A 15,330-nucleotide genomic window follows, 5' to 3' on the forward strand; every position below is an offset into this window, starting at 1 on the left:
CGGGCCCCCCGGGGGGGCTGGGCGGCGGGCCGGCGCGGGCCGGGGGGGCCCCGCCGGCGGGGGGGCGGGGGGGGGGGGACGTCCGTCAGGCGTTGGGCGGCAGGTCCGTACCCGCGCCACGCCGACGCAGCGTCACTGGCCGTGCCCCGTCCGCGGGTGCCCGGCCGGCGTCGGCTTCCGGCACTTCCGCGTGCGCGCAGCCTCCTGCCCGCGCGTCCGCGCCGCTGGCCCCGCCTTCGCCTGGCGCCGGCAGGCCCTCCACCGTGAAGCCGGCCTCGGCGATCATGTCGAGGTCCCGCTGGCCCTGCTGGCCCTCGCTGGTCAGGTAGTCGCCCAGGAAGATCGAGTTCACGACCGACAGGGCCAGCGACTGCAGGGAGCCGAGGTGGATCTCCCGGCCGCCCGCGAGACGCACCTCGGCGCTCGGGTTGACGAGCCGGACCATCGACAGGATCCGCAGGCAGCGCCGCGGGTCCAGGTTCCACTCGCCGCCCAGCGGGGTGCCCTCGAAGGGCATCAGGAAGTTGACCGGGATCGAGTCCGGGCGCAGCTCGCGCAGCGCGAACGCGACGTCGACCAGGTCCTCGTCGCTCTCCCCCATGCCGGCGATGATCCCCGAGCAGGGCGACAGGCCGGCGTGGCGGGCGTCCCGCACGGTCTCGACCCGGTCCTCGTACGTGTGGGTGGTGCAGATGTCCGCGTAGTTCTCGTCGGACGTGTTGAGGTTGTGGTTGTAGGCGTCGGCACCAGCCGTCCGCAACCGGTCGGCCTGGCCCGCGGACAGCAGGCCGAGGCAGGCACACACCTCCACCTCGGGATGCGCCGTCTTGATGGCGCCGATCGTGTCCGCCACCCGTTCGACGTCGCGGTCCGTCGGGCCGCGGCCGCTGGCTACCAGGCAGACCCGCCGGGCGCCGCCGGCGATCCCGGCCCCGGCGGACGCGGCGGCCTGCTCCGGCCGCAGCCAGGAGTACTTCAGGATGCCGGCCTGCGAACCCAGCCGCTGCGAGCAGTAGGAGCAGTCCTCCGGGCACAGCCCGCTCTTGAGGTTCACCAGGAAGTTCAGCTTGACCCGACGGCCGAAGTACCGCTGGCGCAGCCGGAAGGCGGCGGCGATGACATCCATCAGGTCGTCGTCGCCGCTGCGCAGCACGGCCAGTGCCTCGGCCCTCGTCGGCTCCCCACCGCTGAGCCCCTTGCTGACGAGGCTCGCCAGGACGCCGGGCAGCTCGTCCGCGGAACCCTGCCGGCCGGGTTCGTCACGGGTCGCGCCGCGCGGGCGAGGACCAGGGTCGGTCCGCAGATCCAGGTCGGTCATCGGGTCCTCCACGATGCGGTGGGCAGGAGCACCGGTGGCGGTCCGCCGCGGCCACCGGGCCGCGTCGTCAGTCTGCCATCGACCGGGTCGACACTCCGGGCTTATCGCGGTCCCGAATCACGCCATCACGCCGCTCACCGGCCGGGCGGCCGGTCCCGTCGCGGCACCGGCGGGGGCACTCCTGCGGGGAGCGTCGCCGGACGTCACGGCGAACACAGTCGGGGATGTGACCAGCAGCCAACCGGGGCCGGACCGCCGGCCGGCGGCGACAGCGAGAGGATGGACAGGACATCCAACCATCGCGCTGGAAAGCCACATCCTGGAAAGTGAGGCCGGACAGTTGAGTCCACACGCATCGGTTCCCGCCGTCGACCTCGACGATCAGGTCGTGCTGCTGGATGCCGACCGCCAGCCGTGCGGCACGGCGCCGCGGCTCGCCGTACACGGCCTCGACACGCCGCTTCACCTGGCCTTCTCCTCCTACATCTTCGACCCGGACGGCCGCCTGCTTGTCACCCGGCGAGCGCTCGGGAAACGGACGTGGCCGGGGGTGTGGACCAACAGCTGCTGCGGGCATCCCCAGCCGCAGGAGCCGATGGAGGTCGCGGTGCGGCGACGGGTCGAGCAGGAACTGCGGCTGGCCCTGACGGACCTGCGGTGCGCGCTGCCCGACTTCGCGTACCGCGCCACGGCCGCGGACGGCCTGGTCGAGAACGAGGTCTGCCCCGTGTACGTGGCGCGCGCGCTCGGCGACCCGGACCCGGACCCCGACGAGGTCGTCGAGTGGCGCTGGGTCGACTGGGAGAGCTATCGCGCGGCCGCCGCCGCGGCGCCGTGGGCGCTGAGCCCCTGGTCGGTCGAGCAGATGGCGGCGTTCGAGCAGTTCACCCACCCACTGGCCGCCGCCCGGCACCGGGCCGGGTGAGCCCGGCGGTGGGGGTGGGACGCCTGACGCAGGACAGGCAGGCACCCTCCCCCTTTTCGGGTAGACCTCGTTGGACCCAGATTGACCACACAAGTCTCTCCGAGGTGGTCATTCTCCACTAGCACGACGATCACATCTGTCACCTACGGTGACCTGTTCATTGCTAAACGATCAGAGTCGGGGCCGCCGGCCGACATTTCGCGTTGCCCGGGGGCGCGCGCTCGCGAGCTACGTGGCGCGGTGGACGGTCCGCATGGGGGACAGACCCTCGCGCCGCCGGTCGCCCGGCTATCCGCGGCGTCGCCGGACGGGTATCGGCGCCGGCGGTGGCCCGCGGCACATCCCGCGATCCGAGCCACCCACGGTATGTCGGGCCGGCGGCCTCTCCATCTCCGACAAAGAGCAACGGACCAAAGTCCCGCGTTCGCAAGGCATTTGGACCCGATGCCGGGAGCCCGCGTCTGCCCGGGAGGCGGGGGCTCCAGGCCGGGATCGACGGTAACCCGCCTCATACCGAGCCGATGCGGGGACGAGTCGCCGGCCGGTGGACAGGGCAGCGGTCGGCCCGCGGTGTGCGGCGCGCGGCGGAACCGGCCCACCACCTGGCTGGCGCCGCTGCGGCGGGCCCGCGCGGGCACACCGGCCTGACCTGCGTCTGTCCGTGCCTGCGGGGCCGGCACCGGGAGGGTGTCCGCGGCCTCGGCCGAGCGCGACGATGCCGACCGTTCCTGGCCCGCGCGGCGCGTGGAAGTGCTCGCGGCCAAGGGAGAACCAGACTCCGCCAGCACGCCCGCGGGGTGGTCCGAGCCGACCCGCGCGGGCCGCCAGTCCGGGCCCGGGCGCACCTCCGGAAGGCACCATCCGGGCTGTGCGGATGTCAACTCCCGGTGGCGTGCGACACCGGTGGCGCGGCGACCGTCGACATTCGTTGATAACAGTCTAATGAATTTGAAAGAAATGCACCCGTACGCCAGAATTCGTCCAGGCCACTGGAATCATCGAACGCTGGTAGACCAATATCATGGCCGCAGGAATTCCGTCCACCCGTTCCGTACGCGGCGATCCACCGCCGCCGGCGCCGCCCGCGCCGTCTGGTCGGTGACGCGACCGACCGGCAGCCCCGACGCCCTTGACTTTCCGTGACAGCCAGCGCCGAGGAGCGGACTAGGGCGCACCGTCTTCCCGGGCCAGTCCTCGATTGGTTCCGCAAAATGCTTGCCGGCCGTAGCGCGGATGAGGGAGGCTGCCGATGCGCAGCCATGCGCTCACAGACACCAAAGCACAGTGCATGTCGCCGAACCGCGCGACAACACGGGGGTTTACTGGTATGGAGCCGATGACGGGCCAATCGTCCGGACCGCCAAACCGGCGGAGATCATCCTTTCGCATTGCGGAAACCGTGATCTGCTAGCCGACATGGCCGCGACGGCAACCGCCGTCAAGCCACCGTAGGAATACCCGGGACCCCCTCGCGGCGCCGGCATTTCTACGTTCCACGGGGAGATCCCGGAAAAGATTGCGCGGCAACAGCCGGCGCGCCCCTGCCGTGGCGCGTGGCCGAGCCTCGACCGAAAAGCACCACGACAACCCACATGTCTCCGGCCCCGCCAGCGCGACGATGACCGTAGGGACATCGTCGGGACACGCATGGCCGGAACAGACCTGCGTGCCCGGTGCGGCGCTTCGCCGTGCCCGGCTGCGCCAGCCCCTGAACGAACGACGATAGGTGGAGTCTGCCATGACCGAGCCAGTGCCGACCGACCCCGCCGAGGACGCCCGGCTGAGCCTCAGTACTGCGGCCGCGCGCAACCTCGCGACCACCACCAAGTCCGTACCGCAGAGCCAGGAGATCACCTCCCGATGGCTGCTGCGGGTGCTGCCCTGGGTCCAGACGGCCGGTGGCGTGTACCGCGTCAACCGCCGGCTGAGCTACGTGCTCGGCGACGGCCTGCTCACCTTCACCAACACCGGGTCCGACGTGCGGGTGGTGCCCGGCGAGCTCGCCGAGCTGCCCGCCCTGCGCGGCTTCTCCGGCGACGCCCTCACCGGCCTCGCCGACCGCTTCGAGCAGCGGGAGTACGCCCAGGGCGACGTCCTCGCGGAGAGCGGCACGCCGGCGGACACGGTGTATCTCGTCGCCCACGGCAAGATCGGGAAGTTCGGGGCCGGCGAGTACGGCGACGAGCGCTCCCTGGGAGTTCTCGCCGACGGCGAGTTCTTCGGCGACGAGGTTCTCACCGAGTCGGACGTGACCTGGGAGTACACCGCGCGCGCCCTGACCCCGGCGACCGTGCTCGTGGCCACCCGCGACCAGCTCGCCGAGGTCGTCGGGCGGGACGAGGCGCTCAGCAGCCACCTGGACGACTACCGGTCCCGCCCGCGGCCGTCGACCAACCGCCAGGGTGAGGCGGAGGTCGCGATCTCGGCCGGGCACGCCGGCGAGGCGGACCTGCCGGGCACCTTCGTCGACTACGAGCTCACACCGCGCGAGTACGAGCTCAGCGTCGCGCAGACCGTCCTGCGCATCCACTCGCGGGTCGCCGACCTGTACAACGAGCCGCAGAACCAGCTCGAGCAGCAGTTGCGGCTCACCGTCGAGTCGTTGCGGGAACGCCAGGAGCACGAGCTGGTCAACAACCCGGACTTCGGCCTGTTGCACAACGTCGACCTGCGGCAGCGCATTCACACCCACTCGGGCCCGCCCACCCCGGATGACCTGGACGAGCTGCTCAGCCGCCGGCGCAGCACGCATTTCCTGTTCGCCCACCCCAAGGCGATCGCGGCCTTCGGCCGGCAGGCGACGGCCGCCGGCATCTACCCGGCGACCGTGCTGTTCCACGACCAGCACGTGCCGGCGTGGCGTGGCGTTCCGATCCTGCCGCTGAGCAAGATTCCGATCAGCGCCACGGGCCGCACGTCCATCATTGCGGTGCGGACCGGTGAGGAGAACCAGGGCGTCATCGGCCTGAACTACAAGGGTCTCGCCGACGAATACGAGCCGGGCCTGTCCGTCCGGTTCATGGGCATCAGCGAGAAGGCGATCATCTCCTACCTGGTGACGACCTACTACTCCGCTGCCGTGCTCGTTCCGGACGCGCTCGGCGTGCTGGAGAACGTAGAGATCGGGCGCTGAGTTCCCCTGCCGGCGCGCCGCCGCGGTCCTGTGCTGCGGCGGCGCGCCGGTTTCGCTGACGCCGCCGGCCGCAACCGCCCGAATCGGCGGCCGAGAAGGGTTTTCCCGGAGAATCATGCAGCCTTTCACCCTCCCCGAATTCTACGTGCCTTATCCCGCGCGGCTCAGCCCTCATCTGGAGATCGCCCGGGAGCACACCCGGGCGTGGGCCAGGGCCATGGAGATGATCGACCCGCCCGAGGGCGAGGTCGTGATCTGGACCGAGCAGGACCTCGAGGATCACGACTACGCCCTGCTGTGCGCCTACACCCACCCGGACGCCACGGCGGACCGGCTGGACCTCATCACCGACTGGTACGTGTGGGTCTTCTACTTCGACGACCATTTCCTCGAGCTGTTCAAGCGGACGCACGACATGCCGGGCGCGCGGGCCTACCTCGACCGGCTGCACGCCTTCATGCCGATCGACGGCCCGATCACCGAGGAGCCGACGAACCCGGTCGAGCGCGGCCTCGCCGACCTGTGGACGCGGACCGTGCCGGAGCGCTCCCTCGACTGGCGGGAACGGTTCGTCGTCAGCACCCGCAACCTGCTCGACGAGTCGCTCTGGGAACTGGCCAACATCAACGCCGGGCGGCTGTCGAACCCGATCGAGTACATCGAGATGCGCCGCAAGGTCGGTGGCGCCCCCTGGTCGGCGAACCTCGTCGAGCACTCCGAGGATGCCGAGGTCCCGGCCCAGATCGCCGCCACCCGCCCGCTGCGGGTGCTGCGCGACACCTTCGCCGACGCGGTCCACCTGCGCAACGACCTGTTCTCCTACGAGCGCGAGGTCTCCGAGGAGGGCGAGCTCTCCAACGGCGTGCTGGTCGTCGAGAAGTTCCTCGACATCGACACGCAGACCGCCGCGGAGGCGGTCAACGACCTGCTCACCTCCCGGCTGCACCAGTTCGAGCACACCGCCCTCGCGGAACTGCCCGCGCTGCTGGAGGAGAACGGCATCGACCCGGCTGGCAAGGCCGCGACGCTCGCCTACATCAAGGGTTTGCAGGACTGGCAGTCCGGCGGACACGAATGGCATCTGCGCTCGAGCCGCTACATGAACCGCGAGGCAGCGGTCGACGAGCTCCCTGCCGCGTTCACCCCGCTGCTCGGGGTCGGTGGCCTGCCGGGACTGCCCGGCCTGCCGAGCCTCGGCACGTCGGCCGTGCGGATCGTGCCGTCCCTGCTGGCGACCGCGCCGCAGCGGCTGCGCTCCCATTCCAACATCCCGTTCCGGCCGGTCGGAGAGACCACGCTGCCCGAGTTCTACCTGCCGTACACCACCGGGCAGAGCCCGCACCTGGACCACGCCCGTCGCGCGATCGTCCCGTGGGCGGCGGCTATGGGCCTGCTCGACCCCGTGCCCGGCATCTGGGACGAGCACAAGCTGGTCGCGTTCGACTTCGCCCTGTGCTCGGCCGGCATCCACCCGGACGCCTCCGCGGCGGAGCTGGACCTCACCACCGGCTGGCTGACCTGGGGCACCTACGGCGATGACCTCTACCCGGTGGTCTTCGGCCGGACGGGGAACCTGACCGCGGCGAAGGCGTGCAACGCACGGCTGAAGGGCTTCATGCCGTTGGAGGGATTGCCGCCCGAGGCGCCGACCAACGCGCTCGAGCGCGGCCTGGCCGACCTGTGGCAACGCACCGCCGGACCGATGCCGCTCGCCGACCGGACCGCCTTCCGCATCGCCGTCGAAGTAATGATCGACAGCTGGGTGTGGGAACTGGAGAACGCGGCGGTCAACCGCATCCCCGACCCCATCGACTATCTGGAGATGCGCCGGGCGACGTTCGGCTCCGACCTGACGATGAGCCTGTGCCGGCTGGCCCGGTCGAGCATCGTGCCGGCGGAGGTCTTCCAGACCCGGCCGATCCGCTCACTGGAGAACGCCGCCGCGGACTACGCCTGTCTGCTCAACGACGTCTTCTCCTACCAGAAGGAGATCCAGTTCGAGGGCGAGCTGCACAACTGCGTGCTGGTGGTGGAGAACTTCCTCGACTGCGACCGGTTCCGCGCGCTGGCGGTCGTCAACGACCTCATGACGGCCCGGATGCACCAGTTCGAGCACATCATCGCCGAGGAGCTGCCGGCGCTGTTCGATCAGTTGGAGCTCGACGACGAGGTCCGCGGCGCGCTGCTGAGCTACGTGGAGGAACTGAAGCACTGGCTGGCGGGCATCCTGCGCTGGCACGAAGGGACCCACCGCTACGAGGAGGCCGAACTGCGCTACCACCCGGCCGCGGACAGGCGGCCCTTCGGTAGTCCACGTGGACTAGGCACCTCAACAACAGAGATCCGCAAGCTGATCGCCCGCTAGCCGAACGGCCACCGTAGCGGCGAAAACAGCAGGTGGGAGGGGGTGCACAACCGCCCCGCCAGATGCCCGGCAGCGGCCGGGCGGCGGCGTGGCCGCGTCGTCCGGCCGGACCCCCGAACTCCCACCGGGTGATCCCGATGTGGGCACTCCCCCGCCCCGCGACGACTGCCACCTCGATCGGATCACCGGGATACAACGGTCCGGTCGGGTGGCGGCGCAGCCGCGACCGGGCGCCCCGCGGCCGTGCCGCCGCCGGGCTCCCGGTACCCGGTACGGCGGGCACGTGGCAGTCCCGCCGACCGAGGGAGTCCGAGGGGGACGTTGCGTGTCCTGGAAAACTTTGCGACCGGGGGATCCGCCCGAGGTCGGCCCGTACCGGCTCATCGGGCGGCTCGGCAGCGGCGGCATGGGGATCGTGTACCTCGGCCAGGACGCCGCCGGCGTCCGCGCCGCGGTCAAGGTCATGCGCGAGGAGTACACGACCGACGAGGGGTCACGCAGCCGCTTCCACCGGGAGGCGACCGCGGTGTCGCGGATCGACAGTCCGCACATCGCCAGGCTGTTGGCCGCCGACGTCGACGGTGACGCGCCGTGGCTGGCCACCGAGTATGTCGAAGGCCCCACGCTGTTCTCCTCGGTCACCGCCGACGGCCCGCTGACCGGCGAGCGCCTGTGGCAGGTGGCCCGCGGCCTCGCCGCCGCTCTGGGCGCCATCCATGACGCCGGCGTCGTGCACCGCGACCTCAAACCGGGCAATGTGATGCTGGCCCCCGACGGACCGAAAGTGATCGACTTCGGGATCGTCGCCGGCCCGCCGAGCACGATGACCGGCTCCGGCGTGGTTCTCGGCAGCATCGGCTACCTCGCACCCGAGCTGCTGACCACCACCCGCCGGGCCCGTCCCGCGGCCGACGTCTTCTCCTGGGGGTTGACGGTCGCCTTCGCCGGCACCGGCCAGCCCCCGTTCGGCGCGGGCCCGCTGGACGCGCTGCTCTACCGCACCGTGTACGGCGAGCCGGATCTCGACGGTCTGCCGGCCACGCTGCGCGGCGTGGTCGCCGCGACCCTGCGCAAGAAGCCGGAACGCCGACCGGACACCGCCAAGCTGCTCGCCCAGCTCAGCGCCGCCGAGAAGGCCGCCAGCGCCAGAGCGACCGGCATACCGGCGACCAGAGCGGCGGCCGCCGGAGCCGGGGCCGCCGTCGGGGCCGGTACCGGCCGGTCAGGAAACCGACCGGGCCGGCTCGCCACGGTCCTGCCAAGCCTGGGGGCGACCGCTGTCGCCGCAGCGGTGACCACCGTCATCCTCATCGGCACCAGCACGCCGGACTCGCCGGTCGGCACCACCGCCAGCGGCCCGAACGCGGCGCGGCGTCACCCAGCCCCCGCCGCACCGGACGGCGGCCCCACCGATTCCCGGCAGGCGACGACACCCGCCCCCGCGGCCGGCGGTGACGCGGACTCCTCGGCCGGCGCCACCGGACCATCCTCGGCCGACGCCGACGCCGACGCCGCGTCCGCGGTCGGCACGGGGAGCGCCGGCGGGTCGGCCGGCCACTCTACCTGGTGGGACCTCGTGTCGGACGCCGCCGCTCCCTTCCGGAGCAGGCCCGGCGTTCCGCTCGCCGCGAGCGCCGGCTCCCTGTCAGCCAGCGACGGCGTGCCGCCGGAGACGCTCGGTGCCACCGTCGCGCTGGGGGCCGGTCCTGGCCAGCCGACCAGTTCCCGCCCGATCGTGCTGACGGCCCACCCGCAGCCATCCGGGCAGACGCCGCCGTCCGGAACCGGCGTTCCCGCCGTCGTCAGTGCCGCCAGCGGGGGCTCGGCCGGCGCGTCGAAGGGCACCGCGGCAGCCAGTGGGTCGGCCCACGACGATGCCCGGCCCGGATCGTCAGCGGGCACCCCGGCAGCCGCGGCCACACCTGTCACGGCCGCCGGTTCGGCTTCCCCGTCCAGCCCCACCAGCACCTCGACCTCGACGAACACTTCGACCTCGACGAACCCGGCGGGCACCGACGGCGGGGACGCCGCCTGCCTACCGGCAGCACCGTGGGGACCCATCCCGCTCATCACCAGCCTGTACTGCGGCGAGGAGACACTGTCCTCGCTCGCCACGTGGTGGTCGTCCGTGTCCGCTGCGCTGTCGCGGTACACGACGACGAGCGGGATTCGGGTCACCGTCGACTGAGCGGGGGAACCGAACCCGCCGGCCGCGGCGACCCGCGGTTCAGTCCACGGAGATCATGCCGCCGCTCTGGCGCTCCCACAGGGAGCGATAACGGCCGCCCAGGTCGAGCAGGTCGCGGTGGGCGCCCTGTTCCACGATTCCGCCGCCGTCCAGGACGACAATGCGGTCCATGTTGAGCAGGGTCGACAGCCGGTGCGCGACCGCGATCACCGTCTTTCCGCACCACAACTGTTCGAGGGCATGCTGGACGAGAACCTCGCTCTCACTGTCGAGGGCGCTGGTCGCCTCGTCGAGAATCAGGATGGGCTTGTCGTCGAGGAAGGCGCGGGCGATGGCGATCCGCTGCCGTTGCCCGGTCGACAACCTGATTCCCCGCTCACCGACGAGAGTGTCGTAGCCCGCCGGCGCCCGGCTGATGAACTCGTGGGCATGGGCGCGCAGCGCCGCCAGCTCCACCTTTTCCTGGGAAACCTCCGCCGCGGCCCCGTAGGTGATGTTGCTCCGGATGGAGCGATGGAACAATGCGGTGTCCTGCGGCACGTAGGAGATTCCGGCGGCAAGCTGGTCGTTGGGTGTTGGCCGACCGTCCACCAGGACCGCCTCCGCGGGCACGGAATAGTAGCCGAGAAGAAGCTTCACCAGCGTGGTCTTACCACTCCCGCTACGCCCCACCACACCGATCTTCTCACCCGGTTCTATCGCCAGATCGATGCCGGCGAGAACAGGCCGTGCCCGCGCGTCCGGGTAGGCGAACGACAACCCGCGCAACTCCAGCCGCCCCGGCCCGGAGGCACGTCCGGGCCGGGCCGGAGCCGGCGCGTCAGGAAGCTCCTCGCGCCGGGCGACCAGGCCGGCCACGCCACCGTCGGCCGAGTCGCCGAACAGATACTGGTACGCCTCCTCCGCCCGAGCCAGCCGCAGGTTCAGCTGGCCGATCTCCCAGACGGTCACCCAGATGAAGTCGGAGAACATCACCAGGACGGACAGAAACGTCGCGAACTCCGCCAGAGTCAGCTGCCCAGACAGGTAGAGGTGCAGGTTGAGCAGGATGGAGACCGGCCAGACGAGGTAACGCACGACGACCGACATCGACATCCAGAAAACGATGTCCCACAGCGCGGAGCGGCGAGCCGCGACGACGACGTCACGCCGCCGCCGGCAGACCTCGCGGTACTCGGCTCCCTCCTGGCGGAAGGACTTGACGCTCACGAAGTTCGCGATGACGTCGATGACGTGCCCGTCCATCTCGGAGACCTGGTCGGCGAGGCCCTTCTCCGCGCGGAACGACAGGCTGGCAGTGTGCCGGCCGACGAGCATCATCAGCAGCACGGCAGCCAGGAATGTCAGCCCCGACCAGACGTTGACCGCGAACATGATGGCAACGACCGACGGCACGCGAATGACCTGCTCGACGTAGGTGAAGCAGGCGGCGTCCAGGATGTCCCGGAACTCCCGGCCCAGGGTCGAGATGTAGCTGCTGATCTTTCCGGTGAACTTCCCGACGAAATACGGGTAGCGCTGCTCAATGACATCACGGAAGAGCAGGTTCTCGTACTCGTACCCCCGGTGCGTGAGATGCTCCCGATACAGCAGCTCACCGACCCGCCAGGTCATGTCGTGCACTATGTTGCAGCCGATGATGACGGCCGCGTATCTGTACGCCGCGCCGGCGGATCCGGATGCTCCGGCCAGCGACTGAACGAGTTCGCCGACGAGGACCGGGAGCACCGCGAGCGCACCACTGGACACGGCGAAGCACGCCATGACCAGCACCAGGGCGCCTTTGAAGGTGCCGACGAAACGAAGATAGGAACGCAGCCCGGGATGCCGGCCGAGGCCGCTGGACTGGCTCTGCGGGATGATGCCACCGGACGATTCTGGTGGATGTTTCCGAGTTCGGTGGATATCGTCGCCAGCGGCGCTCATGCACGCATGATGACAGGCGGCGGCCAGGCTCCGCATCCCATTTTCCGCGCTGCCAGCCGCGGCCGGAATGGCGACGGTCGGTCGACGAGCGACGCGGACACCCGGCCAGCGCCGCTACCCGGCGGACGAGACGCCGACCCGGCGGTTGCGATGACCGTGCGTGGTCGGCGCCGACGTGGGCGATCGCCTCTGGCTGTTTCTCGTGATCGTTCTGTACGGACAAACCAGGCAGTAAACCGTACGGAAGAATCACGGTGGCCCCTCCGACCCGCAGATATCGGACGAACCTGGCGGACCAGACCGTGGCGCTCGGTGACAAACATCGCTTCTTGATCGGGCCGCGGCGCGCGTCGACGTGCTGGTCCACACCGGACGCAGCCTGATCGACGACATCCCCGAGCCACGCGGTCAGGGCCACCCAATGCTCTCCACGTGGGCGCCCTGAACTGTGACCGACCCCCGCCGGGAACGGTCCGTTGACGCTCGCTCCAGCGAGAACCCGCAGGTAGACCGGCCGTCCGGTCATCAGCCCGCGATCGGTGACCAGTGTCTCCCCACGCCGTCCCAACGATTCTCACGGATCGCTCGTTGGCAGGCGGGGACCGGCGACGATATGTTCTTCTCGTAGGCGGATGACTGTGCTTTTCCCGGCGTTCATGCCGAACGGCCGGGACAAGAACGCGGAGCAGCACCGGCGGCGGTTCGTGACCGTTGGCGTTGTTGCGGGAAAGGGGCGTCGCATGCCTCGCCGCCGCTGGCTCGGCCTCACCGCAACGTTGCTGCTCGCCACCGCGGTGGGAGCGTGTTCCAGCGCCGGGGGCGCCTCGGCGAACGTCAGGTCGACGGCTCTCGCCCGCGAGCTGGCGGGCGCCATGGGACCGCCGGACACATCACGTCTGCCGATCCTGTTCATCCACGGAAACCTCGGCTCGGGTGATCTGTTCGAAACCCAGGCGCAGCGTTTCACCAGCAACGGCTATCCGACGGATCGGATAGCCGCCTTCGACTGGGACGCGTCCCGACCGGCCTCCCCCCGGGAGAAGTCGTTTCCGCAGCTCGACGCCGAGATTCAGCACCTCCTGGCGGCCACCGGCATGAAGAAGATCGACATGGTGGGCCAGTCGGAGGGCGCCGAGCTCGCGCAGAAGTACCTGGCCAGCTCGCCCGAGCGCGCCGCCCGCGTCGCCCACCTGGTCAGTCTGGACGGGGAGCAGATCTTCAACGCTCCCAAGGGGGTGCCGATGCTTGTCGTGTGGGGCGGCGGCGACCCGTCCCGACGTATCAACGGGGCGGTCAACATCCGCTTCCTGGAGCAGGAACGTGACGGGCTGACCACCTCGACGGAGACCTTCCGGCAGATGTTCCGCTTCCTGACCGGCGCCGATCCGCTCACCACCGACGTGACTCCGGACTCGGCCCGGATCGAGCTCGCCGGGCGGGCGCTGCTCTTTCCCGCCAACGCCCCCGTCGGCGATGCCCGGCTGGAGGTGTACCGGGTTGATCCGAAAACGGGCCGACGCGCGCCGGACGGACTGCAGGCGCTCCTCAAAATCGGCGCCGACGGGTCGTGGGGGCCGGTGCGCGCGGACGGGACGGCCAGTTACGAGTTCGCGATCGTCCGCACGGGCGAACCCGTTCATCACTTCTACTACCAGCCGTTCCAGCGAAGCGATCGCCTGATCCGCCTCCTGACCAGCGCGCCGGACAAGGAACTCGGCGGCGGGATGACGGCCGATGCCGGCCAGACCGACCTCGTCGTCGATCGTGGTCTGGAATGGTGGGGCGATCAGGGTGACGCGAGCGACATCCTCACCGTCGACAACACCAATGTGATCACCGCGACGAACATGCCCCGCGCGAAGCTGGCGAACTCCATCTACATCTTCGACCGCGGTTCGGACCACGCCTCCGACGTGGCGACCCCGATTCCCGCCTACTTTCAGATCGGCTTCATCACGGGGGTCGATCTCAGCATTCCGTCGGGAGATCGGTCGCTGGCGGTCGCACTGACCCCGCGCGGGCAGACCGCGAAGCGCACCGTCCTGGCCGTGCCCGCCCTGCCGTCGAAGACCGATCGGCTGACGCTGCACTTCCGGACCGACCCGTAGGACCCGGCGGCCCGGCGGCCTACATCAGCGCCCGGCGGACATCGGCCAGTGCCGCCGCCCGCCCGGCCCGGTAGGCGTTCTGCTCGCCCGTCGTCATCCAGCGGGCGTCCGGATCGGGCGCCGCGTACCTGGCGAGCAGTCCCTCACCGACCGTGGTGGGCCGCGGGGTCGGTGGTGAGCCGGGCGCCGGGTCGTAGGTGAGGACCGTCTCGCCTTCGCCGGGGATGACGGCCAGGGCGAGCCCGGCCGGTAGGCGGGCAAGGGCCCGCATCGCGTCCGCCGGATCGGAGCCCGCGCCCAGGGTGATCGCCCAGTGGTCCTGATCCCGCGCGGTCACCGTCGCGGTCAAGTCGTTCGCACTGCCCGCCCCCGCCAATCCGGGGGGTCCGGCCAAATCGGCGGGGGCGGGACGGTGACCCTGCTTGGGCAGGGCAGGGCCACCTGCCGGTGGCCGTCTCTCCGGCGGGGCAGGCCGGGCAGGCGGCGCGGGAGCGGGGGGCCCGATCGGACCCCGCGCGGGCGGTGGCGGCAGCGTGGCCGTGGAGAGCTGCCATTCGTGCACGAAGAACCGTGCGGGCGCGACCTCGTAGTCGGCCCATCCCCGCTCGGTCGCGAAGCCGTCGGCCGCCGCCGCGCTGGCGAAGGTGATGACGATGTCCAGGACCTGCCGGTGCCCGCCGGGCGTGAACCGGACAACCCCGTAGACCACGGTCTCCTGTTCCCGGTACCCCGTCTGGTCTCGCACGGTCGTCACCACCTTTCCGCCGTTCGTGAGCGGCAGCGAACCGCCGGAGCGGGGAACGGCCAGCCACGCTGATGACCGTCACCCACGTCCGTGGTCGACCGCCGCGGCCGGTCGCCCTCCGTCCGCCCCCTCCCGACCGGGCCGGCGACGACCGGCCGTGGCGGCCGGGTGCGCCGACCCCGCCCGGCGGAGGTCGCGGCTCGACGCGGGGCGGGGCCGGCCTGGAAACAGAGTCGCCCGAACGGGGGTGGGCGGGAAACGTCAGTCAGGAATGCTCTTCTCGTATGGCCCGACCGGACCGGGTGTGCATCGGTGCTCAGGGTGGCCCGATTCCTCCCTCACCCCCCAGATCGGAGCAGTGCGGGCGCGCCTGTACCCCCCGATCGGAGGGGTGTCCGGTGACCTCATCGGGTCTGACCCGTCCTCCGCCTAGCAGACCCGCCTTCCCATCGGCAGGAAATCGGCAGAGCTCGAATGTCAGATCTTCGACAACCAGCGGACGACGGTAACGTGCGCCAACCCAATGCTCCTCTGGCATAGCGTCGCTATCCTGACGTGTCGGCTGCGGCGTAGTGCAACGGTCATGCCGGTACATAGCCGACAGCACCCGCGTCCGGCCCGG

The 15,330-nt window shown here is 70.7% G+C and carries 8 protein-coding genes; 5 read left to right on the forward strand and 3 right to left on the reverse strand.

Annotation, left to right across the window (positions count from 1 at the left end; translation table 11 throughout):
- Positions 1–85: 85 nt before the first annotated feature.
- Positions 86–1,318 (reverse strand): biotin synthase BioB, encoded by a 1,233-nt coding sequence (gene bioB, locus MXD60_RS16440; protein WP_248820124.1) that lies wholly within the window; start codon positions 1,316–1,318, stop codon positions 86–88.
- 340 nt (positions 1,319–1,658) lie between these two features.
- Here bioB and idi point away from each other — a divergent pair, with 340 nt between their 5' ends.
- From idi to MXD60_RS16460, 4 genes are all read left to right on the forward strand, one after another.
- Positions 1,659–2,243, forward strand: a complete 585-nt coding sequence (gene idi / locus MXD60_RS16445) for an isopentenyl-diphosphate Delta-isomerase (RefSeq protein WP_248820125.1) — start codon at positions 1,659–1,661, stop codon at positions 2,241–2,243.
- Between the two features lie 1,738 nt (positions 2,244–3,981).
- A complete protein-coding gene (locus MXD60_RS16450; protein ID WP_248820126.1) occupies positions 3,982–5,376 on the forward strand; it encodes a family 2B encapsulin nanocompartment shell protein in 1,395 nt (464 codons plus the stop codon).
- Between the two features lie 115 nt (positions 5,377–5,491).
- Positions 5,492–7,741 carry a family 2 encapsulin nanocompartment cargo protein terpene cyclase gene (locus tag MXD60_RS16455; protein WP_248820127.1) on the forward strand — a complete coding sequence of 750 codons (2,250 nt, stop codon included), beginning with the start codon at positions 5,492–5,494 and terminating at the stop codon, positions 7,739–7,741.
- 325 nt (positions 7,742–8,066) lie between these two features.
- Positions 8,067–9,929 (forward strand): serine/threonine-protein kinase, encoded by a 1,863-nt coding sequence (locus MXD60_RS16460; protein WP_248820128.1) that lies wholly within the window; start codon positions 8,067–8,069, stop codon positions 9,927–9,929.
- Between the two features lie 39 nt (positions 9,930–9,968).
- Here the strand turns inward: MXD60_RS16460 and MXD60_RS16465 are convergent, their stop codons facing one another.
- On the reverse strand, positions 9,969–11,855 hold the full coding sequence (locus tag MXD60_RS16465) for an ABC transporter ATP-binding protein (protein ID WP_248820129.1): 1,887 nt from the start codon (positions 11,853–11,855) through the stop codon (positions 9,969–9,971).
- 740 nt (positions 11,856–12,595) lie between these two features.
- Here MXD60_RS16465 and MXD60_RS16470 point away from each other — a divergent pair.
- On the forward strand, positions 12,596–13,963 hold the full coding sequence (locus tag MXD60_RS16470; protein WP_248820130.1) for an alpha/beta fold hydrolase: 1,368 nt from the start codon (positions 12,596–12,598) through the stop codon (positions 13,961–13,963).
- A gap of 19 nt (positions 13,964–13,982) precedes the next feature.
- Here the strand turns inward: MXD60_RS16470 and MXD60_RS16475 are convergent, their stop codons facing one another.
- A complete protein-coding gene (locus tag MXD60_RS16475; protein WP_248820131.1) occupies positions 13,983–14,708 on the reverse strand; it encodes a hypothetical protein in 726 nt (241 codons plus the stop codon).
- Positions 14,709–15,330: the final 622 nt, after the last annotated feature.

It is taken from the genome of Frankia sp. AgB32 (assembly GCF_023243045.1).
In the GTDB taxonomy this organism is placed as follows: domain Bacteria; phylum Actinomycetota; class Actinomycetes; order Frankiales; family Frankiaceae; genus Frankia.

Bases quoted from the DNA above. Each gene is read 5' to 3' on its own strand.
- MXD60_RS16470 (WP_248820130.1), top strand. From the start codon at position 12,596: ATGCCTCGCCGCCGCTGGCTCGGCCTCACCGCAACGTTGCTGCTCGCC.
- MXD60_RS16455 (WP_248820127.1), top strand. From the start codon at position 5,492: ATGCAGCCTTTCACCCTCCCCGAATTCTACGTGCCTTATCCCGCGCGG.
- MXD60_RS16450 (WP_248820126.1), top strand. From the start codon at position 3,982: ATGACCGAGCCAGTGCCGACCGACCCCGCCGAGGACGCCCGGCTGAGC.
- MXD60_RS16465 (WP_248820129.1), bottom strand. From the start codon at position 11,855: ATGAGCGCCGCTGGCGACGATATCCACCGAACTCGGAAACATCCACCA.
- bioB (WP_248820124.1), bottom strand. From the start codon at position 1,318: ATGACCGACCTGGATCTGCGGACCGACCCTGGTCCTCGCCCGCGCGGC.